24 protein-coding genes and 1 pseudogene are annotated in these 23,941 nt (G+C 63.0%); 14 read left to right on the top strand and 11 right to left on the bottom strand.

Annotation, left to right across the window (positions count from 1 at the left end):
* Nucleotides 1-2 precede the first annotated feature (2 nt).
* Entirely contained in the window at nt 3-1,142 is a 1,140-nt protein-coding gene (locus F6X59_RS26505) for an MFS transporter (protein ID WP_152959041.1), read from the bottom strand.
* Between the two features lie 103 nt (nt 1,143-1,245).
* Complete coding sequence (locus F6X59_RS26500; protein ID WP_060507675.1) at nt 1,246-2,739, bottom strand: aldehyde dehydrogenase; 1,494 nt, start codon at nt 2,737-2,739, stop codon at nt 1,246-1,248.
* A 190-nt stretch (nt 2,740-2,929) separates the two neighbouring features.
* On the opposite strand from F6X59_RS26500, the gene F6X59_RS26495 reads away from it, so the two are divergent.
* Nucleotides 2,930-3,289 (top strand): cupin domain-containing protein, encoded by a 360-nt coding sequence (locus F6X59_RS26495; RefSeq protein ID WP_152959040.1) that lies wholly within the window; start codon nt 2,930-2,932, stop codon nt 3,287-3,289.
* A gap of 71 nt (nt 3,290-3,360) precedes the next feature.
* Here the strand turns inward: F6X59_RS26495 and rpmG are convergent, their stop codons facing one another.
* Together rpmG and rpmB are read right to left on the bottom strand one after the other, a co-directional pair.
* Nucleotides 3,361-3,516 (bottom strand): 50S ribosomal protein L33, encoded by a 156-nt coding sequence (rpmG, locus tag F6X59_RS26490; protein WP_003253507.1) that lies wholly within the window; start codon nt 3,514-3,516, stop codon nt 3,361-3,363.
* A gap of 11 nt (nt 3,517-3,527) precedes the next feature.
* Entirely contained in the window at nt 3,528-3,764 is a 237-nt protein-coding gene (gene rpmB / locus F6X59_RS26485; RefSeq protein WP_003253504.1) for a 50S ribosomal protein L28, read from the bottom strand.
* Between the two features lie 361 nt (nt 3,765-4,125).
* Here rpmB and F6X59_RS26480 point away from each other — a divergent pair, with 361 nt between their 5' ends.
* Nucleotides 4,126-5,715 (top strand): ABC transporter substrate-binding protein, encoded by a 1,590-nt coding sequence (locus tag F6X59_RS26480; RefSeq protein WP_152959039.1) that lies wholly within the window; start codon nt 4,126-4,128, stop codon nt 5,713-5,715.
* 94 nt (nt 5,716-5,809) lie between these two features.
* Here F6X59_RS26480 and radC read toward each other — a convergent pair whose 3' ends face one another.
* Nucleotides 5,810-6,490, bottom strand: a complete 681-nt coding sequence (gene radC, locus F6X59_RS26475; RefSeq protein ID WP_152959038.1) for a DNA repair protein RadC — start codon at nt 6,488-6,490, stop codon at nt 5,810-5,812.
* Between the two features lie 129 nt (nt 6,491-6,619).
* Here radC and coaBC point away from each other — a divergent pair, with 129 nt between their 5' ends.
* The 4 genes and pseudogenes from coaBC (at nt 6,620) to argB (ending at nt 10,740) form a co-directional block, all read left to right on the top strand.
* The gene (coaBC, locus tag F6X59_RS26470) at nt 6,620-7,831 is read left to right on the top strand and encodes a bifunctional phosphopantothenoylcysteine decarboxylase/phosphopantothenate--cysteine ligase CoaBC (RefSeq protein ID WP_054886763.1); all 1,212 of its coding nucleotides are present in this window, start codon (nt 6,620-6,622) and stop codon (nt 7,829-7,831) included.
* Nucleotides 7,832-7,836: 5 nt separating this feature from the next.
* Entirely contained in the window at nt 7,837-8,292 is a 456-nt protein-coding gene (dut, locus tag F6X59_RS26465) for a dUTP diphosphatase (protein WP_152959037.1), read from the top strand.
* Between the two features lie 135 nt (nt 8,293-8,427).
* Nucleotides 8,428-9,801 (top strand): annotated as a pseudogene (locus F6X59_RS26460) (phosphomannomutase/phosphoglucomutase); the annotation flags it as partial.
* A 30-nt stretch (nt 9,802-9,831) separates the two neighbouring features.
* Complete coding sequence (argB, locus tag F6X59_RS26455; RefSeq protein ID WP_103448477.1) at nt 9,832-10,740, top strand: acetylglutamate kinase; 909 nt, start codon at nt 9,832-9,834, stop codon at nt 10,738-10,740.
* 65 nt (nt 10,741-10,805) lie between these two features.
* On the opposite strand, the gene pyrE is transcribed toward argB, so the two are convergent.
* Entirely contained in the window at nt 10,806-11,447 is a 642-nt protein-coding gene (gene pyrE, locus F6X59_RS26450; protein WP_008091580.1) for an orotate phosphoribosyltransferase, read from the bottom strand.
* 80 nt (nt 11,448-11,527) lie between these two features.
* On the opposite strand from pyrE, the gene F6X59_RS26445 reads away from it, so the two are divergent.
* Nucleotides 11,528-12,307, top strand: coding sequence for an exodeoxyribonuclease III (locus F6X59_RS26445; protein WP_008091582.1), 780 nt, complete (start codon nt 11,528-11,530; stop codon nt 12,305-12,307).
* A gap of 28 nt (nt 12,308-12,335) precedes the next feature.
* Here F6X59_RS26445 and F6X59_RS26440 read toward each other — a convergent pair whose 3' ends face one another.
* Both F6X59_RS26440 and rph read right to left on the bottom strand, forming a co-directional pair.
* Nucleotides 12,336-12,704: a DUF4870 domain-containing protein gene (locus F6X59_RS26440; RefSeq protein ID WP_152959035.1), complete on the bottom strand. Its 369-nt coding sequence runs from the start codon at nt 12,702-12,704 to the stop codon at nt 12,336-12,338.
* Nucleotides 12,705-12,727: 23 nt separating this feature from the next.
* Nucleotides 12,728-13,450, bottom strand: coding sequence for a ribonuclease PH (gene rph, locus F6X59_RS26435; protein ID WP_085621521.1), 723 nt, complete (start codon nt 13,448-13,450; stop codon nt 12,728-12,730).
* Nucleotides 13,451-13,655: 205 nt separating this feature from the next.
* Here rph and F6X59_RS26430 point away from each other — a divergent pair, with 205 nt between their 5' ends.
* Both F6X59_RS26430 and gmk read left to right on the top strand, forming a co-directional pair.
* Entirely contained in the window at nt 13,656-14,519 is an 864-nt protein-coding gene (locus F6X59_RS26430) for a YicC/YloC family endoribonuclease (RefSeq protein ID WP_152959034.1), read from the top strand.
* 13 nt (nt 14,520-14,532) lie between these two features.
* Nucleotides 14,533-15,153: a guanylate kinase gene (gene gmk / locus F6X59_RS26425; RefSeq protein ID WP_152959033.1), complete on the top strand. Its 621-nt coding sequence runs from the start codon at nt 14,533-14,535 to the stop codon at nt 15,151-15,153.
* Nucleotides 15,154-15,188: 35 nt separating this feature from the next.
* Here gmk and F6X59_RS26420 read toward each other — a convergent pair whose 3' ends face one another.
* The 3 genes from F6X59_RS26420 to F6X59_RS26410 form a co-directional block, all read right to left on the bottom strand.
* Entirely contained in the window at nt 15,189-16,727 is a 1,539-nt protein-coding gene (locus F6X59_RS26420) for an APC family permease (RefSeq protein ID WP_152959032.1), read from the bottom strand.
* 117 nt (nt 16,728-16,844) lie between these two features.
* Nucleotides 16,845-17,600: a gamma-glutamyl-gamma-aminobutyrate hydrolase family protein gene (locus F6X59_RS26415; RefSeq protein WP_152959031.1), complete on the bottom strand. Its 756-nt coding sequence runs from the start codon at nt 17,598-17,600 to the stop codon at nt 16,845-16,847.
* Between the two features lie 4 nt (nt 17,601-17,604).
* Nucleotides 17,605-18,987, bottom strand: coding sequence for a glutamine synthetase family protein (locus tag F6X59_RS26410; RefSeq protein WP_152959030.1), 1,383 nt, complete (start codon nt 18,985-18,987; stop codon nt 17,605-17,607).
* Between the two features lie 205 nt (nt 18,988-19,192).
* Between F6X59_RS26410 and F6X59_RS26405 the strand changes: the two genes are divergently transcribed.
* The 5 genes from F6X59_RS26405 to F6X59_RS26385 all read left to right on the top strand — a co-directional run bounded on the left by F6X59_RS26405 (nt 19,193) and on the right by F6X59_RS26385 (nt 23,874).
* A complete protein-coding gene (locus tag F6X59_RS26405) occupies nt 19,193-20,065 on the top strand; it encodes a LysR family transcriptional regulator (protein WP_060507695.1) in 873 nt (290 codons plus the stop codon).
* 192 nt (nt 20,066-20,257) lie between these two features.
* Nucleotides 20,258-20,521 carry a DNA-directed RNA polymerase subunit omega gene (gene rpoZ, locus F6X59_RS26400; protein ID WP_012312123.1) on the top strand — a complete coding sequence of 88 codons (264 nt, stop codon included), beginning with the start codon at nt 20,258-20,260 and terminating at the stop codon, nt 20,519-20,521.
* Between the two features lie 59 nt (nt 20,522-20,580).
* Entirely contained in the window at nt 20,581-22,689 is a 2,109-nt protein-coding gene (gene spoT, locus F6X59_RS26395; RefSeq protein WP_103448468.1) for a bifunctional GTP diphosphokinase/guanosine-3',5'-bis pyrophosphate 3'-pyrophosphohydrolase, read from the top strand.
* A gap of 23 nt (nt 22,690-22,712) precedes the next feature.
* Entirely contained in the window at nt 22,713-23,093 is a 381-nt protein-coding gene (locus F6X59_RS26390) for a RidA family protein (RefSeq protein ID WP_003253379.1), read from the top strand.
* A gap of 55 nt (nt 23,094-23,148) precedes the next feature.
* Nucleotides 23,149-23,874, top strand: a complete 726-nt coding sequence (locus F6X59_RS26385; RefSeq protein WP_152959029.1) for a hypothetical protein — start codon at nt 23,149-23,151, stop codon at nt 23,872-23,874.
* Nucleotides 23,875-23,941 lie beyond the last annotated feature (67 nt).

The raw sequence follows: 23,941 nt of genomic DNA, 5'->3' as shown, positions 1-23,941 counted from the left end.
GTTCAGGCCGAGGCTGGCTCGAACGCTCCGCGCCTGCAGGTCAGTACCACCAGGCCGGCCGCCCCCGCCGCCATCAGCCACAGCAGCGCATGGCCACTGACCCACTGGCTCCCCGCGCCGGCCAGCAATGGGCCGAGCAGGCAACCGATACCCCATAGCTGCGCCACATGCGCATTCGCCCGCACCAAGGCATCATCACGGTAGCGCTCGCCGATCAAAATCAGCGACAAGGTGAACAGGCCGCCGGCGCTGGCGCCGAACAACACCCACAGAGGCCAGATCACCGGCGTATCGAGCAGCAACGGAATCGCCAGGCTAGAAACCATCAAGGTCACCGCACAACCGGTGAACAGCGATTGCCGCGACATGTGGTCGGCCAGCGCCCCAATCGGCAGCTGCAGCACCGCATCGCCTACCACCACGGTGCTGACCATGAACAAGGCAATTTCGGTAGTGAAGCCCTGCTGCAGGCAATACACTGGCAACAGCGTCAGAATCATTGCCTCAAAGGCGGCGAACAAGGCGACAGCCCAGGCGATCACCGGCAAACGCCGACAGAAGGCGAACAGGTCGCCGAAGGTCACGCTGCAGGCCTCGGTGCTCGGTGCACCACCGCGGCCCAACAACAGTAACGGCGCCAGCAGCAGCAGGCCGGTCGCGGCCCAGAAGCCGAAGTCATCGGCGGAACCGAGGAAGCCCAGCACCAGTGGCCCGGCCAGCTGGCTCAAGGCGTAGCTGCTACCGTACAGCGCCACCAGGCGACCGCGCCACTGCTCGACCACCAGCTGGTTGATCCAGCTTTCGCCAAGAATGAACACCACGGTCAGCGACATGCCGATGAGCAAACGCAGGGCCAGCCACAGTGGGTAGCTTGGCAGCAGCGCTACCAGGCCAATGGACAGCGCCCCACCCCACAGGCACAGGCGCATCGCCGAGGGTACGCCGACCCAGCCGGCCAGGCGGCTGGCCAGGCTGGCTCCGAGCAGCACGCCCAGCGCCGGCATCGCCGCCATCACACCGATGGCGAACCCACCGTAGCCCCAAGCCTCAAGGCGCAGAGACACCAGCGGCATGCTCACACCGAGCGCGAGCCCGACACTGAGCACCGACGCCAGCACGGCAAAGTAGGTTCCCCAACGCATTGCAGCCTCCCAGGCAGAATTCTTGAATAGCAGAAACGACGAAGCCGGGGCGGTTTGAGCCGCCCCGGCTATTGTTGGGGCCGCAATGCGGCCCCCACTGGATTTACAGCTTGATCCAGGTCGCTTTCAGCTCGGTGTACTTCTCCAGTGCGTGCAGCGACTTGTCACGGCCGTTGCCCGACTGCTTGAAGCCGCCGAACGGTGCGGTCATGTCGCCGCCGTCGTACTGGTTGACCCAGACGCTGCCTGCGCGCACGGCACGGGCGGTCTTGTGGGCCTTGGAGATGTCCGAGGTCCAGATGCCGGCGGCCAGGCCATACGGGGTGTCGTTGGCGATGGCGATGGCTTCTTCGGCGGTGTCGAAGGCGATCACCGACAGCACTGGGCCGAAGATTTCTTCCTGGGCGATGCGCATGGCGTTGGTCACGCCATCGAAGATGGTCGGCTCGACGTAGGTGCCGCCGGTCTCTTCCAGGGTGCGCTTGCCACCGGCCAGCAGCTTGGCGCCGTCCTTGTGGCCGGCGTCGATGTACGACAGTACGGTGTTCATCTGCTGAGTGTCGACCAGAGCACCGACGGTGGTCTGTGGGTCCAGCGGGTTGCCTGGCTTCCAGCCTTTGAGGGCCTCGACCACCATCGGCAGGAACTTGTCCTTGATCGAACGCTCGACCAGCAGACGGGACCCAGCGGTGCACACTTCGCCCTGGTTGAAGGCAATGGCGCTGGCGGCCGCTTCAGCAGCAGCTTGCAGGTCCGGGGCGTCGGCGAAGACGATGTTCGGGCTTTTGCCACCGGCTTCCAGCCAGATGCGCTTCATGTTCGATTCGCCCGCGTAAACCATCAGCTGCTTGGCGATCTTGGTGGAACCGGTGAACACCAGGGTGTCGACGTCCATGTGCAGGGCCAGGGCCTTGCCCACGGTGTGGCCGTAGCCTGGCAGCACGTTCAGCACACCCGCCGGGATACCGGCTTCGATCGCCAGCTGGGCGATGCGGATGGCGGTCAGCGGGGATTTTTCGGACGGTTTGAGCACCACCGAGTTACCGGTGGCAAGGGCCGGGCCGAGTTTCCAGCAGGCCATCAGCAGCGGGAAGTTCCACGGTACGATGGCACCGACCACGCCAACCGGCTCACGGGTGACCAGGCCGAGCTGGTCGTGCGGGGTCGGGGCGACTTCGTCGTAGACTTTGTCGATGGCTTCGGCAGTCCAGTGAATGGCTTGCGCCGCGCCCGGAATGTCGATGCTGGAGGAGTCGCCGATCGGCTTGCCCATGTCCAGGGTTTCCAGCAGCGCCAGCTCTTCCACGTTTTTACGCAGCAGGTCGGCGAAGCGGATCAGCTTGGCCTTGCGCTTGGCCGGGGCCAGCTGCGACCAGACGCCGGAATCGAAAGTAGCACGGGCGTTTTCCACGGCGCGGTTGGCGTCGGCCAGGTCGCAGCTGGCGACCTTGGCCAGGAAGCGTCCGTCGACCGGGCTCAGGCAGTCGAATGTTTCACCGGATGCGGCGTCGGTGTATTCGCCGTTGATGAAGGCGCGGCCTTCGATCTTCAGTTGCTGGGCACGTTGTTCCCAGTCCGCACGGGTCAGGGTGGTCATACGAAACTCCTCCTCTTGTTAGGAGCAGTACCGTACCGAGGAGTTACAGGTACTGCTGAAAATTCTGTCGAGATGAAGGCCAACAGATTGCCGACACCCTAAACCAGCTAGGGTAGACTATCAATATAATTGACGCTAAAAGAGAAAAAACCTACTTACGTCCATTTTTTTTAACACACAGGAGCCCGCTATGAGCATCAAGAGCATCATCGATTTCGCCCAGGTTCTCACCGAGGCCGAACGCTACCGCCCGGCGGCGGAAAAAATCCTCAAGGGCGAGCCGGACCAGGCTGTCTACAACCACTATTCCAGCCCATGCGGGCAGTTTGCCGCGGGCGTCTGGGAAGGCGAGGTGGGGCAGTGGACGGTGAACTACACCGAGCACGAATATTGCGAGATCGTGCAGGGCGTTTCGGTACTGCGCGACCAGGATGGCGGAGCCAAGACCCTGCGTACCGGCGATCGGTTTGTCATCCCGGCAGGCTTCAAGGGCACCTGGGAGGTGCTGGAACCGTGCCGCAAGATCTATGTGATGTTCGAGCAAAAATGACCTGAGCCCCGAACAGGCATAAAAAAACCCGCGTCCTCTCGGATGCGGGTTTTTTTCAGGTCGCCGATCAATTACTTGATCTTGGCTTCCTTGTACACCACGTGCTTGCGAACAACCGGATCATATTTCTTGATCTCGATTTTGTCCGGGGTGGTGCGCTTGTTCTTGTCGGTGGTGTAGAAGTGGCCGGTACCGGCACTCGAAACCAGACGGATCAATTCACGCATGATGTTCTCCCTTAAACCTTGGCGCCAGCTTTACGGATATCAACCAGAACGGCGTCGATGCCGCGCTTGTCAATGATACGCATGCCTTTGGCGGATACGCGCAGACGCACGAAACGCTTCTCGGATTCAACCCAGAAACGGTGGTGCTGCAGGTTCGGCAGGAAACGACGACGGGTTTTGTTGTTTGCGTGGGAAATGTTGTTCCCGGTTACTGGACCCTTACCAGTAACTTGACAGACTCTCGACATGACTCAGCCCTCTAAAACCACATGCCCAACCCGGCATGGGTTGGCCGCTTAATCTCTCAGTCTTTGGCGCCAGGCGCCGTGATTCTGGAGGTCTTATCGACCGGATTCGCTGATGCGACAGGCCGAGCCCCTAGAAAAGAGCGCTGCTTTATACCAGAAAGACTACGCCGCAACAACAGAAGATGAGCATTCGTGTGCTGCAAATTGCGCGAGAGCAGCATAGCGACTCGCCCGCCGCACTGTCGACCGCTCGTCGCCAAGCGGCTGAAAAAGAAGGTGGTCATTTCCGAAAACGCGCACTAGGGTAGGACGTTTCCAGACTGCGCCGGCAGATGGGCCATAGACCAGCCAAGGAGCCACGATGCGTGCTGCCGCCCTTTCCTTATTGTTCACCTCCCTGTTCGCCGCGGGCGTTGCCCAGGCCGCCCCGCTGAGCGTCTGCACCGAGGCCAGCCCCGAAGGCTTCGACGTGGTCCAGTACAACTCGCTGACCACCACCAACGCCTCTGCCGACGTGCTGATGAACCGCCTGGTCGAGTTTGACGCGGGCCAGGGCAAGGTGGTGCCGAGCCTGGCGCAGAGCTGGACGGTATCGCCCGATGGCCTGACCTACGACTTCAAGCTGCGTGACGGGGTGAAGTTCCACACCACGCCATACTTCAAGCCTACCCGCGAACTGAACGCCGACGACGTGCTGTTCAGCTTCCAGCGCATGCTCTACCCCGCCCACGCCTGGCACAAGACTGCCCCGGGCGGCTACCCACATGCCCAGTCGCTGCAGCTGGACAAACTGATCGCGTCGATCGAGGCGCCCGAGCCGAACACCGTGCGCTTTACCCTGTCCCACGCCGACGCCACCTTCCTGGCCACCCTGAGCATGGGCTTCGCCTCGATCTACTCGGCCGAGTACGCCGACAAGCTGATGAAGGATGGCACCCCGGAGAAGCTCAACAGCCAACCGATCGGCACCGGCCCGTTCGTCTTCCAGCGCTTCCAGAAGGATGCCGTGGTGCGTTATCGCGCCAACCCGGATTACTTCGACGGCAAGCCGGCGGTCGACCCGCTGATCTTCGCCATCACCACTGACGCCAACGTGCGCCTGCAGAAGCTCAAGCGCAACGAATGCCAGGTGGCCCTGTCGCCCAAGCCGGTGGACATCGCCGAAGCTGGCAAGGACGGCAATCTCAAGGTCGCCACCACCCCGGCGTTCATGACCGCCTTTGTCGCCATCAACAGCGAGCACCCGCCGCTGGACAAGCCTGAAGTGCGCCAGGCGATCAACCTGGCCTTTGACAAGCAGGGCTACCTTAAGGCGGTGTTCGAAGACACCGCCACCGCCGCCAACGGCCCCTACCCGCCCAATACATGGAGCTACGCCAAGGACCTGCCTGGCTACCCGCTGAACCTGGCCAAGGCCAAGGCGTTGCTGGCCAAGGCCGGCCTGGCTGATGGCTTCAGCACGACCATCTGGACCCGGCCGTCGGGCAGCCTGCTCAACCCCAACCCGAGCCTGGGCGCACAGATGCTCCAGGCCGACCTGGCGAAGATCGGCATCAAGGCCGAGATCCGCGTGATCGAGTGGGGCGAGCTGATCCGCCGGGCCAAAGCTGGCGAGCATGATTTGCTGTTCATGGGCTGGGCCGGCGATAACGGCGACCCGGACAACTTCCTCAGCCCGCAGTTTTCCTGCGCGGCGGTGCAGTCGGGGACCAACTTCGCGCGCTTCTGCGACACCCGCCTGGACCAGCTGATCAGCGCCGGGCGCACCACCAACGACCAGAGCGTGCGCAGCCGGCTGTACCAGCAGGCGCAGACCTTGATCCAGCAGCAGGCGCTGTGGGTGCCGCTGGCGCACCCGACGGCGGCGACGCTGCTGCGCCAAGGGGTCGAGGGGTACCAGGTGAGTCCGTTCGGGCGGTTGGATTTCAGCAAGGTGTCGGCGAGCAAGTAAACCTGTTCCGGCCTCTTCGCGGGTAAACCCGCTCCCACAGGTATCGCGGTCCCTGTGGGAGCGGGTTGACCCGCGAAAGGGCAAATACGAAGACCTAAGCCACAATCCACCCCTGCTCGACCATCGACAGCGGCTCCCCGTCGCCAATGATGATGTGGTCCAGCACCCGCACATCGATCAGCGCCAACCCCCGTTTCAGCGACAGCGTCAGGTGCACATCATCCTGGCTCGGCTCACTGTTGCCCGAAGGGTGGTTGTGACACAGGATCAGCGCCGCCGCGTTGTGTTGCAGCGCCCGACGCACCACTTCTCGCGGGTAGACGCTCGCTCGGTCTATCGTGCCCCTGAACAGGATCTCGAACGCCAGTGGCCGGTGCTTGGAATCCAGAAACAAGCAGCCGAACACCTCACTGGATTCATGACGCAACATGGATTTCAGGTATCGCCGCACTGACGCGGGGCTCTCCAGAACCGGCTTGCGTTCGATGGACTCGTCCAGATAACGCCTGCCAATCTCCAGCAACGCCTGCAACTGCGCATATTTCACCGGCCCCAGCCCTGGCTCAAGCAGCACGGCCTCGCGGTCAGCCTCAAGAAACGGCCGGAGCCCACCAAAGCGCGCCAGAAGCCCCCGAGCCAGATCCAGCACATTGCGCCCGGCAACCCCCGAGCCCAGCAATACGGCCAATAACTCGGCATCCGACAGCACCGCCGCCCCACGCCGCAACAATTTCTCCCTCGGCCGCTCTTCAGCCGGCCACTCCCTGATATTCATCCCCGCTCCCCTGCCCCTGCTGCGGCCCGTTTCGGCCCTGTGTTAATCTATTTCGCCTCGTACATGCGACGTTCTGCCGCAGGCATTTGCAAACGTCGCCGCCCGCTCTCACTGGAAAAAGGCAAGCCTATGCAGCGGCTGTATCGCAAGCGCATCGTTCTCGGCGTCGGAGGTGGCATTGCCGCCTACAAAAGTGCCGAGCTGATTCGCCGACTCCTGGAGCACGGCGCGCAGGTGCGCGTCGTCATGACCCGTGGTGGTGCCGAATTCATCACCCCGCTGACCCTGCAGGCGCTGTCTGGCCACCCGGTGCACATGGATCTGCTCGACCCTGCCGCCGAAGCGGCCATGGGCCACATCGAACTGGCCAAGTGGGCCGACCTGGTGCTGATCGCCCCGGCCACCGCCGACCTCATGGCGCGCCTGGCCCAGGGCATGGCCGACGACCTGCTGACCACCCTGGTGCTGGCCACCGACGCCACCGTGGCCGTGGCCCCGGCGATGAACCAGGCGATGTGGCGCGACCCGGCCACCCAGGCCAACCTTGACCTGCTCAAGAGCCGCGGCATCCAGGTGTTCGGCCCGGCCTCCGGCAGCCAGGCCTGTGGCGACGTGGGCCTGGGCCGCATGCTCGAAGCCACCGACCTGGCCTGGTGCGCCGCAGAAAGCTTCAAGCGCCAGGCGCTGACCGGCAAACACGTGCTGATTACCGCCGGCCCGACCCAGGAAAACATCGACCCGGTGCGCTACATCACCAATCATAGCTCCGGCAAGATGGGCTTCGCCTTGGCCGAAGCCGCCGCCGAAGCCGGTGCTCGGGTGACCCTCGTCACCGGCCCTGTGCACCTGCAGACGCCCGATCGCGTTCAGCGTATCGACGTAGTCAGCGCGCGGGACATGCTCGCAGCCTGTGAAGCCGCCATGCCGTGCGACCTGTTCATTGCTTCCGCAGCGGTCGCGGACTACCGCCCGGAGGTGGTCGCCCCGCAAAAGCTCAAGAAGGATCCTACGACCGGCGACGGCATGCTGCTGCAGATGGTGCGCAATCCCGATATCCTTGCCACCCTCGCTGGCCGCGCCGACCGCCCGTTCAGCGTCGGCTTCGCCGCCGAGACCGAACACTTGCTCGATTACGCCACGCGCAAGCTCAAGGACAAGAACCTCGACCTGATCGTCGCCAATGATGTGGCCAACCCCAGCATCGGCTTCAACAGCGAGGAGAACGCCCTGACCGTGATCGACCGCCAGCAGCACCAGACTCTCTTCGCGCAGACCAGCAAGGGCAAGATCGCCCGGCAACTGGTCGCCTTCATCGCCGAACGGCTCAATCAGGTTCAATAAGTTACATGCACGCTCTTCAAGCCAAGATCCTCGACCCACGCCTGGGCAGCGAATTCCCGCTGCCGCAATACGCCACCCCGGGCTCCGCCGGCCTCGACCTGCGCGCCCTGCTGAAAGAGGACACCGTCCTCGAGCCGGGCCAGACCCTGCTGATCCCGACCGGCCTGTCGATCTACATCGGCGACCCGGGCCTGGCGGCCATGATCCTGCCGCGCTCGGGCCTGGGCCACAAACACGGCATCGTGCTCGGCAACCTGGTCGGCCTGATCGACTCGGACTACCAGGGCGAGCTGATGGTGTCGTGCTGGAACCGTGGCAACACGCCGTTCACCATCGCCGTTGGCGAGCGCATCGCTCAACTTGTCCTGGTTCCTGTGGTACAAGCACATTTCGACATCGTCGAGACCTTCGACGAGAGCCAGCGCGGCACGGGCGGCTTCGGCCATTCCGGTAGCCACTGAGCCGACCAATAACCGTTCAGGCCAAGGATGGCGAACTCTCTGGCGATTCAACCGTCCAAGCGTTCAGTTTGCGCCTGCCCAGAAAGCCTTTGACTAATGGAGTTTCCCGAGATGAACGACATGGCCCACCTGGTCCCGGCACTGCCGGAAAGCATCTTCCGCGCCTATGACATCCGTGGCGTGGTCGGCAAGACCCTGCACGGCGAAACCGCCTACTGGATCGGCCGCGCCATCGGCGCGCAGACCATCGCCCAGGGCGAACCGCAGATTTCCGTTGGCCGCGATGGCCGCCTGTCTGGCCCGATGCTGGTCGAGCAGTTGATCAAAGGCCTGGTCGATGCCGGTTGCCAGGTCAGCGACGTCGGCCTGGTACCGACCCCTGCCCTGTACTACGCCGCCAACGTGCTGGCCGGCAAGTCAGGCGTGATGCTCACCGGCAGCCACAACCCGTCGGACTACAACGGCTTCAAGATCGTCATCGCGGGTGACACCTTGGCCAACGAGCAGATTCAGGCCCTGCTGACCCGCCTGAAGACCAACGACGTGCCGAGCGGCGAAGGCAGCGTGCAAAAGGTCGAGATCCTTGATCGCTACTTCCAGCAGATCGTTGCCGACGTGAAGCTGGCGAAGAAGCTCAAGGTCGTGGTCGATTGCGGCAACGGCGCCGCCGGTGTGGTCGCGCCGCAGCTGATCGAAGCCCTGGGCTGCGAAGTCATCCCGCTGTTCTGCGAGGTGGACGGCAACTTCCCCAACCACCACCCGGACCCGGGCAAGCCGGAAAACCTCGAAGACCTGATCGCCAAGGTCAAGGAAACCGGTGCCGACATCGGCCTGGCCTTCGACGGCGACGGTGACCGCGTGGGCGTGGTAACCAATACCGGCAACATCGTCTACCCCGATCGCCTGCTGATGCTGTTCGCCCTGGACGTGCTGGAACGCAACCCGGGCGCCGAGATCATCTTCGACGTCAAATGCACTCGCCGCCTGACCCCGCTGATCGAACAGCACGGTGGCCGCGCCCTGATGTGGAAAACCGGCCACTCGCTGATCAAGAAGAAGATGAAACAGACCGGCTCGCTGCTGGCTGGCGAGATGAGCGGGCATATCTTCATCAAGGAACGCTGGTACGGTTTCGACGACGGCATCTACAGCGCCGCACGCCTGCTGGAGATCCTCAGCAAGGCCTCGCAGAACGCCGAAGACCTGTTCGCCGCCTTCCCGAACGATATTTCCACGCCGGAAATCAATATTGATGTGACCGACGAGGGTAAATTCAGCATCATTGATGCACTGCAACGCGACGCCGACTGGGGCGAAGCCAACCTGACCACCATCGACGGTGTGCGGGTCGACTACGCCAGCGGCTGGGGCCTGGTCCGCGCTTCCAACACCACACCGGTGCTGGTGCTGCGTTTCGAGGCTGAAAGCGCCGCCGAGTTGCAACGTATCAAGGATGTTTTCCGTGCCCAGTTGCTGCGGGTAGCCCCTGATCTGCAACTGCCGTTCTGACCGACTATCTGTTCCTTACAGGAGCCCTGCATGACCCTCGATCGCGATGCCGCTTCCCATGTAGCCGAGGTTTTGTCCGAAGCACTGCCTTACATTCGCCGCTTTGTCGGCAAGACCCTGGTGATCAAGTACGGCGGCAACGCGATGGAGAGCGAAGAGCTCAAGACCGGCTTTGCCCGTGACATCGTGCTGATGAAGGCCGTGGGCATCAACCCGGTAGTCGTGCACGGTGGCGGCCCGCAGATCGGCGACCTGCTCAAGCGCCTGTCGATCGAGAGCCACTTCATCGATGGCATGCGCGTCACCGACGCCGCGACCATGGACGTGGTGGAAATGGTCCTCGGCGGCCAGGTCAACAAGGACATCGTCAACCTGATCAACCGCCACGGCGGCAGCGCCATCGGCCTGACCGGCAAGGACGCCGAGCTGATTCGTGCGAAGAAGCTCACCGTCAGCCGCCAGACCCCAGAGATGACCCAGCCGGAAATCATCGACATCGGTCACGTCGGCGAAGTGGTCAGCGTCAACACCGACCTGCTGAACATGCTGGTGAAAGGCGACTTCATCCCGGTGATCGCGCCAATTGGCGTGGGCGCCAACGGTGAGTCGTACAACATCAACGCCGACCTGGTGGCGGGCAAGGTTGCTGAAGCGCTGAAGGCTGAGAAGCTGATGCTGCTGACCAACATCGCCGGCCTGATGGACAAGCAGGGCCAGGTCCTGACCGGCCTGACCACCGAGCAGGTCAATGAGCTGATCGCCGACGGCACCATCTACGGCGGCATGCTGCCGAAGATCAAGTGCGCGCTGGAAGCGGTCCAGGGCGGCGTCAACAGCTCGCACATCGTCGACGGCCGCGTGCCGAACGCGGTTCTGCTGGAGATCTTCACCGACAGCGGCGTCGGCACCCTGATCACCAACCGCAAGCGTCACGCATAATCTGCCCGGCAGCAGAAACGAAAAAGGCGACCCGATGGGTCGCCTTTTTCATTACCAGGCCAGGATCAGATCCCGTATTGCGCCCGGTAAGCCTCGACAGCCGGCAGATGCTGCTTGAGCTGCGGGTCGTCTGCCAGGAACTCCAGCACCTGGGTCAGCGAAACGATGCTGACCACCGGAATGCCAAAGTCGCGCTCCACTTCCTGGATCGCCGACAGCTCGCCATTACCACGCTCTTCGCGGTTCAGCGCGATCAGCACGCCAGCGGCCTTGGCCTGCTGGGCATTGATGATCTGCATCACTTCACGAATCGCGGTACCGGCAGTGATCACGTCGTCGATGATCAGCACATCACCGGCCAGCGGCGCGCCCACCAGGCTACCGCCTTCGCCGTGATCCTTGGCTTCCTTGCGGTTGAAGCACCAAGGCACATCGAGCTGATGCTGATCGGCCAGGGCCACGGCAGTGGTTGCCGCCAGGGGGATACCCTTGTAGGCCGGGCCGAACAGCACGTCGAACGGGATCTTGCTGTCGACGATGGCTGCCGCGTAGCAACGGCCCAGTTGCGCAAGGGCGGAACCGGTGTTGAACAGGCCGGCATTGAAGAAATACGGGCTGGTACGCCCCGATTTCAGGGTGAATTCACCGAAGCGCAGCACGCCGCGATCGATGGCAAAACGGATGAAGTCGCGCTGATACGGCTGCATGTAAGGTCCCGGACACCACGGATTTAGCTAAATGGGTTGAGCTCGGGTATCATACACGCACGAGATTTTTGGGGCCATTTATGCGGATCATCAGTGTGAACGTGAATGGCATTCAGGCTGCGGCCGAGCGTGGATTGCTCAGCTGGCTGCAAGCCCAGAATGCCGACGTCATCTGCCTTCAGGATACCCGCGCCTCGGCCTTTGAACTCGACGACCCAGCTTTCCAGCTCGATGGCTATTTCCTTTATGCCTGCGACGCGGAGGTACCCGCCCAAGGTGGCGTGGCACTGTACTCGCGCATGCAGCCCAAGGCAGTCATCACCGGCCTGGGTTTCGAGACAGCCGATCGCTACGGGCGTTATCTGCAAGCAGATTTCGACAAAGTCAGTATTGCCAGCCTGCTGCTGCCTTCGGGTATGAACGGTGACGAAGACTTGAACCAGAAGTTCAAGTTGATGGACGACTTCGCCAAGTACCTGGACAAACAGCGTCGCAAGCGTCGTGAGTACATCTATTGCGGCTCGTTCTACGTGGCGCAGCAGAAGCTCGACATCAAGAACTGGCGTGACAGCCAGCAGTCGCCGGGCTTCCTGCCGCCAGAGCGGGCGTGGATGGATGCGATCACCGGCGACATGGGCTATGTCGATGCCTTGCGCGAAGTCAGCCGTGAAGGCGACCAGTACAGCTGGTGGCCGGACAACGAGCAGGCCGAGATGCTCAACCTGGGCTACCGGTTCGACTACCAGATCCTTACCCCGGGCCTGCGCCGCTTCGTGCGCAACGCCCGCCTGCCGCGTCAGCCGCGCTTCTCGCAACATGCGCCGCTGATTGTCGACTATGACTGGACGTTGACCATCTAAGAAAAAGGGCCGCGAAAGCGGCCCTTTTTTATTGGATCGGTCGCCAGATGAAGGGGTAGCGATACGCCTTGCCTTCATTGGCCCTGACCGCCGCCAGGATGATCAGGATCAGTACCGCCAGCATCAGCACCGGGAACAGCACGAAGCCGATGACCACGAACATCAGGGCGCTACAGATGAACCCGGCAATGGTCACGTTGATCTGGAAGTTCAGCGCTTCCTTGCCTTGGGCATCGATGAAGGGGTCCTGCTCGCGCTTGAGGTGCCACAGCACCAACGGGCCCAGCAGGTGCCCGAGGGGCACCACCAGGCCTAGCAGCGCGGAGAGGTGACAGAACATCGCCCATTGCCGGACTTCGGCATTGGGCGGGGTGACCGACAGTTCGGAATCGTTCATGCCCCTCACCTCCCTGGCCGGGATCAGTCGGCCAGTGCGGCCTGCTGCAGTTCGAAAATTTCGTTCATGCCCTTTTGCGCCAGCGCCAGCATGGCGTTGAAGTCTTCAGGCTGGAACGGTGCGCCTTCGGCGGTGCCCTGCACTTCGATGAAACCACCGGCGCTGGTCATGACCACGTTGAGGTCGGTTTCTGCTGCGGAGTCTTCCAGGTAGTCCAGGTCGAGTACCGCTTCGCCCTGGTACATGCCCACCGATACGGCAGCGATCATGTGCTTGAGCGGGTTGCCGGCCTTCAGGCCGCCGCGCTTCTTGATCACCGCCAGGGCATCGCACAGGGCGACCATGGCGCCAGTGATCGATGCGGTGCGGGTACCGCCATCGGCCTGGATCACGTCGCAGTCGATGTACAGGGTGATGTCACCGAGTTTGCTCATGTCCAGTGCGGCGCGCAGCGAACGGCCGATCAGACGCTGGATTTCCAGGGTGCGGCCACCTTGCTTGCCACGGCTGGCTTCGCGCTGGTTACGCTCGCCGGTGGAACGCGGCAGCATGCCGTACTCGGCAGTCAGCCAGCCTTGGCCCTGGCCTTTGAGGAAGCGCGGTACGCCGTTTTCGACGCTGACCGTGCAGATGACCTTGGTGTCACCGAACTCGACCAGTACCGACCCTTCGGCGTGCTTGGTGTAGTTGCGGGTGATGCGGATCGAGCGGAGCTGATCGGCGGCGCGACCACTTGGACGTTTCATCTGGGATACCTGTACTGGGACTTTGAATCTGCCCGCCATTATAGAGCCCGTCGCCCACGGAGGACATGCCTATTGTCGCGCTCCCGGCAGCCTGTCGCCTTTTCCCACTCGCGGGCACGTGCTCTGTAACATGGGCGGATTGGGCGCCACGTGCGCACTGCGCTACAATCGCGCGCCTTCAATTCATTAACGCGAGGTACTTCCCATGGTGCACAGCATGACCGCTTTTGCTCGTGTCGAACGCGCAGGCAGCCAAGGCACCCTGGTCTGGGAACTGCGCTCGGTCAACCACCGTTACCTTGAACCTCACCTGCGCCTGCCAGACGCCCTGCGCGACCTTGAAGGCGCGGTACGTGAGGGCCTGCGCCAGGGCCTCTCACGCGGCAAGGTCGAATGCACCCTGCGCCTGCACGAAGACAGCAATGGCAAGCCGCTCAAGGTCGACCGCGAGCGCGCCGCGCAGCTGGTCGCCGCTGCCGAAGAGGTGGCCGGGCTGATCAAGCAGCCGGCGGCGCTCAACCCGCTGGAAGTGCTGTCCTGGCCCGGCGTGCTGGTGGCCGACGCCACTGACCCCCAGGCCCTGAACGCCGAAGCCGTGGCGCTGTTCGACGAAGCCCTGGCCGAACTCAAGGCCGGGCGCCTGCGCGAAGGCCAGGAGCTGGCCCGGCTGATCAACGAGCGCCTGGACAACATGACCACCGAGGTCACCACCCTGCGCGCCCTGGTGCCGCAGATGCTCGCCACCCAACGGCAGAAAATCATCGACCGTTTCGGTGACCTGAAGGCCGAGCTCGACCCGCAGCGCCTGGAGCAGGAGATGGTACTGTTGGCGCAGAAGAGCGACGTCGCCGAGGAACTCGACCGCCTCAGCACCCACGTCAACGAAGTGCGCCGAGTGCTCAAGTCCGGCGGTGCCGCCGGCCGGCGCCTGGACTTCCTGATGCAGGAACTCAACCGCGAAGCCAACACCTTGGGCTCCAAGGCCTTCGACCCACGCAGCACGCAAGCGGCGGTCAACCTCAAGGTGTTGATCGAACAGATGCGTGAACAAGTACAGAACATCGAGTAAGGCCACCCCGACCATGAATCAAAGCAGCGGCACCCTCTACATCGTTTCGGCCCCGTCCGGCGCTGGCAAGACCAGCCTGGTCACCGCCCTGATCAAGGCCGACCCACGCGTCAGCGTCTCGGTCTCGCACACCACCCGCGCCATGCGCCCGGGTGAAGAGCACGGCGTGAACTACCACTTCGTCAGCCATGACGACTTCAAGGGGCTGATCACCAAGGGTGACTTCCTCGAGCACGCCGAAGTGTTCGGCAATTTCTACGGGACTTCGCGCAGCACGCTGCAAGAGGTGCTGGACCGGGGCAATGACCTGATCCTGGAAATCGACTGGCAAGGCGCCCAGCAGGTGCGCAAGTTGATGCCCGAGGCACGCTCGGTGTTCATCTTGCCGCCGAGCCAGCAGGCCCTGCGCGAGCGTCTGGATGGCCGTGGCCAGGACAGCGAAGCGATCATCGCCGGGCGCATGAAGGAAGCCGTCAGCGAGATGGAGCACTACGACGAGTACGAGTACGTCATCATCAACGACGACTTCGACGTGGCGCTGGAAGAATTGAAGGCGGTGTTCGTGGCCAACCGCTTGCGGCTGAAGAAGCAGCAGCAGCGCTACAGCGGGTTGCTGCAAGAACTGCTCGCCTGACAGACCGAACGGGGCCGCTTTGCGGCCCCTTTGCATTACTCCTGCAGTGGCAGGGTGGCCTGCTGACGCAGGGTCGCCCCCAGGAAGTAAGCCGGCGCACGCATCCGCGAAATCATCATCAGCACGATCCCCAGTGCCGAAATGATCGCCGCAATCACGAACACCAACCCCAGCCCCGCCACATGCGAGCCACTGCCGAAGTCCGGCGAGGCACTGTCGATGGCTGTGCGCACAAAGATCACCGACAGGATCACCCCACCCACCAGCGGGCACAGGCCACGCATGAAGAAGTGGCGCAGGCTGCCGAACAGGCTGTCGCGGAAGTACCAGACACAGGCGAACGCCGTCAGCGAATAGTAGAAGCAGATCATCATGCCCAGCGCCGTGATGGTGTCAGCCAGCACGTTCTCGCTGAGGGTACGCATGGTCACGTAGAACAGGCCCGCCGCCACACCGGCGCAGATGGTCGCGTAACGCGGGGTCTGCGAACGTGGGCAGACGCTGGCGAATTTCTGCGGCACCGCGCCGTAGTAACCCATGGCCAACAGTGTGCGCGCCGGCGACACGAAGGTCGACTGCAGCGACGCTGCTGTGCTCGCCAGCACGGCGATCGACATCAGGATCGCCAACGGCCCCATCACCGGACCGGCCAGGTGGGCGAACACGTTTTCCTGGATGCGCGGGTTGTTCAGCCCCAGGCCTTGCTCGCTGATGCCGGCGAACTGCAGGGTGGCGATGGCAGTGACCAGGTACAGGCCAAGGATCAGCAGCACGGTCCAGGTGGCCGCCTTGCCCGGCACCTCGTCACTGCCGATCGACTCTTCACTGACGGTCAGGCAAACGTCCCAGCCCCAGAAGATGAAGATCGATAGCGAAAGCCCCGCAGCAAAGGCCGAGAACGACTCGACACCGAACGGGTTGAACCAGGCGAAATCGAACTCCAGTGGCGGTGGAGCGGTGGTGCTGCCAAAGGCCGCGAAGGCAAAGCCAAGCAGTACCAACAGCTGCAGCGCCACCAGCCCGTACTGCACGGTCATGGTGGTAGCCATGCCACGGCAGCAGATCCACACCGCCATGGCGATGAACACGCAACAGGTGGTGATGTTGATCAACAGGTTGTCGGCCAGCGCCGCCAGCTCATGCTGGCCGGTGATCTGACTGAGGAACAGATAGAAGAAGTCGACGGCAACGCCCGCCAGGTTGGACAGCACGATGGTGGTGGCAACCACCAGCCCCCAGCCGCCGATCCAGCCGATCATCGGGCCGAAGGCACGGGCCGACCAGGTAAACGAAGTGCCGCTGTCCGGCTCGGCCGAATTCAGCTCGCGGTAGCCCAGGGCAACCAGCAACATCGGCAGGAAGCCGACGATGAACACGGCGGGAAGATGAGCACCGACCTCACGTACGGTCGGGCCAAGGGCACCGGTCAGGGTGTAGACCGGGGCAATGGTGGAAATGCCCAGCACCACGCTGGCCAGCAGGCCAAGACGGCCCTTGGCCAGGCCTTTGCTGCGCTGAGTGCTGCCCGAGTCGGCCACGTCGGGTGGGCGGCCGGCTTCTGTGTAATTGCTCATGAGTTTTTGCCGTAACTATTGGAATTGTTTTCACAGGCCCTGTCCCCAGGGCCTGCTTCCACTCATTGAAAGCGCGCTGCCGGGGTGAGTCATCCCGTACTTTTGGCTGACTTGCGGTCAGGCCTCCCGTGCAGCATGGGCAATGCAGGCCTCGCGGAATGCCTGGAAAAGGCTCCGGGAGACCGGGTTGTCGGCGAAACGCCATTCCGGGTGCCACTGCACACCAAGCACAAAGCCCGGCGCGTCAGGCATCGACACCGCTTCGATCAGGCCATCAGGGGCCCGTGCCTCGACCCGCAGGCCTGGGGCCAGGCGGTCGATGCCCTGGCTGTGCAGCGAGTTGACCTCAAACTGCGCAGCCAGGCCCAGGCGCTCGAACAACCCGCCAGGCGCAACGCTGACGGGATGGCGAGGGCCATATTGCACCTCAAGGGGTGCATCCTCGGGTTCACGATGATCCATGTAGCCGGGCAGTTCCTGCACACGCTGGTGCAGGCTGCCGCCCAGGGCCACGTTCAGTTCCTGGAAACCTCGGCAGATGCAGAACACCGGCACACCGGCGGCAATCGCCGCCTGCAGCAGCGGCAGGGTCAGCCGGTCGCGGGCAAGGTCGTGCCGGGTCCCTTCGGCGCTGGCGGCGCCATTGTAATGATGCGGCTCGATATTTGAAGGCGAGCCGGTAAAAACAATGCCGTCAAGCTGGGCCAGCAGCGCCTGCGTGTCGCTGCCGCCGTCGCGGGCCGGCAGAATCAGTGGCAATCCGGCGAAACCGGCGGCCTCCACATACTTGTCGCCCACCGTGTGCGACGAGTTCTTCCCCACCTGCTGGCGGCAGGCGCTGATACCGATCAAGGGGACCGCAATTGCGCTCATGGGCTTACACCGTGTGCAGGTACCAGTTGTACTCGAGGTCGGAAATCGAAACTTCGAATTCGGCCAGCTCACTTTCCTTGCAGGCCACGAAGATATCGATGTAGTCCGGGCTGATGTATTGGTTGAGGACTTCGCTGTCATCCAGCGCACGCAGGGCGTCGCGCAGGTTGTTCGGCAAGCTTTGCTCCAGCTGCTCGTACGAGTTGCCTTCGATCGGTGCACCCGGCTCGATCTTGCTGGTCAGGCCGTGGTGAATACCGGCCAGGATGGCCGCCAGCATCAGGTACGGGTTGGCATCGGCACCGGCCACGCGGTGCTCGATACGCACGTTGTCGCTGCTGTCGGTCGGTACGCGCACGGCTACGGTGCGGTTGTCCAGGCCCCAGCTCGGCGCGTTCGGCACATAGAACTGCGCACCGAAGCGGCGGTAGGAGTTGATGTTCGGGCACAGGAAGGCCATCGACGCCGGCATGGTCTCCAGCACACCGCCGATGGCGTGGCGCAGGGCGTCGCTTTGCAGCGGGTCTTCATGGGCAAAGATGTTCTTGCCGGTTTTCTTGTCCAGCAGCGAAATGTGCACGTGCAGGCCGTTACCCGCCTGGCCCGGATAGGGCTTGGCCATGAACGTGGTGTCCATTTCATGGTCGTAGGCGACGTTCTTGATCAGGCGCTTGAGCAGGATCGCGTAGTCGCAGGCCTTCATCGGGTCGGCAACGTGGTGCAGGTTGACTTCGAACTGCGCCGGGGCGCTTTCCTTGACGATGGCATCGGCTGGCAGGCCTTGCTCCTTGGCCGCTTCGAGCATGTCCTGCAGGCAGTCGGCGTATTCGTCGAGGTCGTCGATCAGGTACACCTGGGTCGACTGCGGGCGCTTGCCGGAAATCGGCGAACGCGGCGGTTGCGGCCGGCCGTTGAGGTTGTCCTGATCGATCAGGTAGAACTCCAGCTCGAACGCGGCGCAGATATCCAGGCCCATGGCGTCGAACTTGCTCACCACTTGGCGCAGCACTTCGCGCGGGTCGGCGAAGAACGGCTCACCGTCGAGCTCGTGCATGGTCATCAGCAGTTGCGCGGTCGGGCGCTTCTGCCACGGCTCGTCGGACAGCGTACCGGCAATCGGGTAGCAGATGCGGTCGGCGTCGCCGATATCGAGGCCCAGGCCGGTGCTTTCCACGGTCGAGCCGTTGATGTCCAGGGCGAAGAGGGAGGCCGGCAGGTTGATGCCTTTTTCGTAGACCTTGTGCAGGCTGGCGCGCTCGATGCGCTTGCCGCGTACCACGCCGTTCATGTCGGAAATCAGCAGATCGACGTACTGCGTATCCGGATGGGCCTGAAGGAAGTCATTCATCTCGCTGGAAGTACTGGCGCACGGGGTGACCGACGTCATGGCTTACATCCTATGATTTGCTGCGGCGATGTGGGGATACGGCTGGCGCCTCACGGGCGACGATGGTTGCAGCTGTTGTTCTTTTTACTTTCCCATCGTGGGGATTGGTTACCCGACCGGGCGCATTGATTCCCGGGGGCCGTTTCACTATAAAATGGCCCTGACGCAACAGACATTGGCAATTTGGCAAGCAGAGCGTGCACCAATGCAATATCAGATTACCCACGCCGACCTTTCTCTGGTCCTGGCACTGGAACGCGGGCGCTCACTGGCCAAGGCCGCCGAACTGCTCAAGGTCGACGTCTCGACCGTATTCCGCTCGATTCGCCGGCTGGAGTCGGCGCTGGGCACAGCGCTATTCGTTAAAAGTCGCAAAGGCTACCTGCCGACCGACACGGCCCAGGCCTTGGCAGAACAGGCCGAGCGTGCCGAACAGGCGCTGGAGGCCGCACGCATCGCCATGACCAGCGGTGAGCAGGTGGTCAGCGGCACCGTGCGCGTGACCTGCACCGAAGCCGTGATGCACAGCCTGCTGCTGCCGGCCTTGGCTGCGTTCATGCCGAACTACCCAGCGCTGTCGCTGGAGATGGGCACGTCCAATACGTTCGCCAACCTCAGCCGGCGCGATGCCGACATCGCCCTGCGCCTGACCAACACCCCGCCGGAGCATCTGGTGGGGCGTTGCCTGGGCTCCACCTCCTATGTGATCTGCGGTCAGCCGCAGTGGCGCGAGCGCCTGAACGAATCGGCCAGCAGCGTGCCGTGGATCGCCCCGGACGACTCGATGCAGGACCACCCCACCGTGGTCTGGCGCAACCAGCAGTACCCGGGGTTGAGCCCGCGTTATCAGTGCAGCAGCATGTCGACCATCGCCCAACTGGTGAGCACCGGGCTGGGCGTGGCGGCACTGCCGGACTATATGGTCGATGCCTTGCCGGGGGTGGATGCGTTGAGCGGGCCGTTGCCCGGATGCGATACCCAGTTGTGGCTGCTGACCCGGCCCGATTGCCGGGCGCTGCGTTCGGTGCAGACCTTGTTCGAGGAGCTGACGCCGCGGTTGCGGGATGCGATGCTCTGAGGTTATCGTCAGGAGCATGCATCGAGGGTGTCTGCTGCGGCCCTTTCGCGGCTGAAGCCGCTCCCACAGGGCAGGCCTGGCGAAGCAGCCGACAAAACAGCGCTTCCCTATTGGCTGGTGATTTTTTAAACTATCGAGTCCGCCTGCCCATATTGGGCTGCACGCCCACCGCATTTGCTACTGAGGAAGACCATGGCCCGCGTAACTGTTGAAGACTGCCTGGAACACGTGGATAACCGTTTTGAGCTGGTCATGCTCTCGACCAAGCGCGCCCGCCAGCTGGCCACCGGTGGCAAAGAGCCGCGCGTTGCATGGGAAAACGACAAACCAACCGTCGTTGCCCTGCGTGAAATCGCCGAAGGCATCGTCACCAACGAATTCATCGCCGCTGAAGAGATCGTCACCGAGGATCCGGTCTTCGCCGCGTTCGAGGACGAGTCCAACGAGGCTGTCTGATTGATGCCTGGTCGACGTCGCACGGCGCAAGGCCCTTATCCTCGGCAGGAGGTAACCCCATGCCGGGCATAGAAGCCTTAGCCGAACGGCTGTCGACCTATCTGGGCCCTGAACAGGTCAACCTGGTTCGGCGCGCCTATTTCTATGCCGAGCAGGCACACGATGGGCAGCGCCGCCGCAGCGGCGAGCCCTACGTGACCCATCCGCTGGCCGTGGCCAGCATCCTCGCCGACATGCACATGGACCATCAGAGCCTGATGGCGGCCATGCTGCACGACGTGATCGAAGACACCGGCATCGCCAAGGAAGCCCTCTGCCAGCAGTTTGGCGAGACCGTGGCCGAACTGGTCGACGGGGTCAGCAAGCTGACCCAGATGAACTTCGAGACCAAGGCCGAGGCGCAGGCCGAAAACTTCCAGAAGATGGCCATGGCCATGGCCCGCGATATCCGCGTGATCCTGGTCAAGCTGGCCGACCGCCTGCACAACATGCGTACCCTTGAAGTGCTGTCTGGCGAAAAACGCCGGCGCATCGCCAAGGAAACCCTCGAGATCTACGCCCCCATCGCCAACCGCCTTGGCATGCACACCGTGCGCGTGGAATTCGAGGACCTCGGTTTCAAGGCCATGCACCCGATGCGTTCGTCGCTGATCCACCGGGCCGTCAAGAGCGCACGCGGCAACCGCAAAGAGATCGTCGCCAAGATCGAACACTCGCTGGCCAACTGCCTGGCCGCCGACGGCATCGAGGGCGAGGTCAGCGGCCGGCAGAAACACCTCTATGGCATCTACAAGAAGATGCGTGGCAAGCGCCGCGCCTTCAACGAGATCATGGACGTGTACGCCTTCCGCATCATCGTCGACAAGGTCGACACCTGCTACCGCGTGCTCGGCGCCGTGCACAACCTGTACAAGCCGCTGCCCGGTCGCTTCAAGGATTACATCGCTATCCCCAAGGCCAACGGCTACCAGTCGTTGCACACCACGCTGTTCGGCATGCACGGCGTGCCCATCGAGATCCAGATCCGCACCCGCGAGATGGAAGAGATGGCCAACAACGGCATCGCCGCGCACTGGCTGTACAAGTCCAACGAGGACGAGCAGCCCAAGGGCAGCCATGCCCGGGCGCGCCAGTGGGTCAAGGGTATCCTCGAGCTGCAGCAGCGTGCTGGCAACTCGCTGGAGTTCATCGAGAGCGTGAAGATCGACCTGTTCCCGGACGAGGTCTACGTGTTCACGCCCAAAGGCCGGATCATGGAGCTGCCCAAAGGCTCCACCGCCGTCGACTTCGCCTATGCGGTGCACACCGACGTCGGCAACAGCTGCATCGCCTGCCGGATCAACCGCCGCCTGGCACCGCTGTCCGAACCACTGCAAAGCGGCTCGACGGTGGAAATCGTCAGCGCCCCGGGCGCACGGCCAAACCCGGCCTGGCTCAATTTCGTGGTCACCGGCAAAGCGCGCACGCACATTCGCCACGCCCTCAAGCAGCAGCGTCGCTCCGAGTCGATCAGCCTCGGCGAACGCCTGCTGAACAAGGTGCTGACCGGCTTCGACAGTAGCCTCGAGAAGATCCCTCAAGAGCGTATCCAGGCGATTCTCGCCGAGTACCGCCTGGAGCTGATCGAAGACCTGCTCGAAGACATCGGGCTGGGCAACCGCATGGCCTACGTGGTCGCCCGCCGCCTGCTGTCGGCCGAAGGCGAACAACTGCCGGCGCCGGAAGGCCCGCTGGCGATCCGCGGCACCGAAGGCCTGGTACTGAGCTACGCCAAGTGCTGCACACCAATCCCGGGCGACCCGATCGTCGGCCACCTGTCGGCGGGCAAGGGCATGGTCGTGCACCTGGAAAACTGCCGCAACATCAGCGAAATCCGCCACAACCCAGAGAAATGCGTACAACTCTCGTGGGCCAAGGACATCGCTGGTGAATTCAACGTCGAGCTGCGTGTCGAGCTTGAACACCAGCGCGGCCTCATCGCCTTGCTGGCCAGCAGCGTCAACGCTGCCGACGGCAACATCGAGAAGATCAGCATGGACGAACGCGACGGCCGTATCAGCGTGGTCCAACTGGTGGTCAGCGTGCACGACCGTGTGCACCTGGCGCGTGTGATCAAGAAGCTGCGTACCTTGACCGGCGTGGTCCGCATCACCCGCATGCGTACGTAGTCCGCCAACCGCAAGGAGTCATCATGAGCAAGACCGTAATCAACAGCGACAAGGCCCCTGCCGCTATCGGCACCTACTCCCAGGCGATCAAGGCCGGCAACACCGTCTACATGTCGGGCCAGATCCCGCTGGACCCGAAGACCATGGAACTGGTCGAAGGCTTCGAAGCCCAGACCGTACAGGTGTTCGAGAACCTCAAGGCCGTGGCTGAAGCGGCTGGCGGTTCGTTCAAGGATATCGTCAAGCTGAACATCTTCCTCACCGACCTGAGCCACTTCGCCAAGGTCAACGAGGTGATGGGCCGCTACTTCGAGCAGCCATACCCAGCCCGCGCTGCCATCGGCGTTGCTGCACTGCCGAAAGGCTCCCAGGTCGAAATGGACGCCATCCTGGTCATCGAATGATGCCCCTGGTGACGGGCGCCCTGCCCGTCACCCTTCTTTGCAAGGTTATCCCGTCATGCGTCAAGCACTGCCCCTCGCGCTGGCAGCCCTGCTTCTGGGCGGCTGCGCCAGCCACAAACCCGAAGATTTCAACGGCACCTGGATCAACCAGGCCGCCATCAAAGCCGCCAGCAAAGGCGGCAGCCTGCGCCAGGCCCTGAACGAGCATGGCCCGGTGTTCGAGTGGAAGCTCGATGTCGCCAACCAGCAGGCCAGCTTCAGCAATGGTTTCGAGGCTGCCGACGGCCAGCTGAGCGCCAACCAGAAACAATGGCAGGCCAGTTTCGCGGGTGGCCAGACCGAACAGCTCGCACTTGATGGCGATGAGCTGAAAGCCACCACCCAGAGCGGTGCCGAGCAGACCTTCGTGCGCGCCAAGCAGCCGGGCAATGCTCCATTGGGCGGCAGCTTCGAGAAGGCGCTGTACCAGGCTTATCTCGGTGGCGACTGGAAGATCATCGAGGGCCAGGGTAAGGGCGGAACCGTGCGCTTCAGCGATACCGGCAACGTCACCGGCCTGCCAGGCCCGGACCGTTTCGCCCTGTGCCTGGCCGGCGACTGCGCCAGCATGGGTGGCAACAACGACAGCCTGTGGCTGGAGCGTAACCAGCGTGGCGCGCCGTTCATCTTCAAGCGTGATGGCGACAAGATGGCGATCTACCAGGCGGTGAACACTGCTCAGGCAGATGAAATTCCGCAATTGGCGGCCGGTACTCAGCAGTGGGTGCTGGAGCGGGACTGAAGCCCGCTCCCAGGGGATTATCACCGGCTTCCAGGCCTGCGCTGTACTTGTGGGAGCCGCGCTTGCC

The organism is Pseudomonas sp. MN1F (assembly GCF_009391885.1).
Taxonomy (GTDB): Bacteria; Pseudomonadota; Gammaproteobacteria; order Pseudomonadales; family Pseudomonadaceae; genus Aquipseudomonas.
The sequence above is the reverse complement of the archived record's forward strand: the minus strand, read 5'-3'. Positions and strand labels throughout refer to the sequence as shown.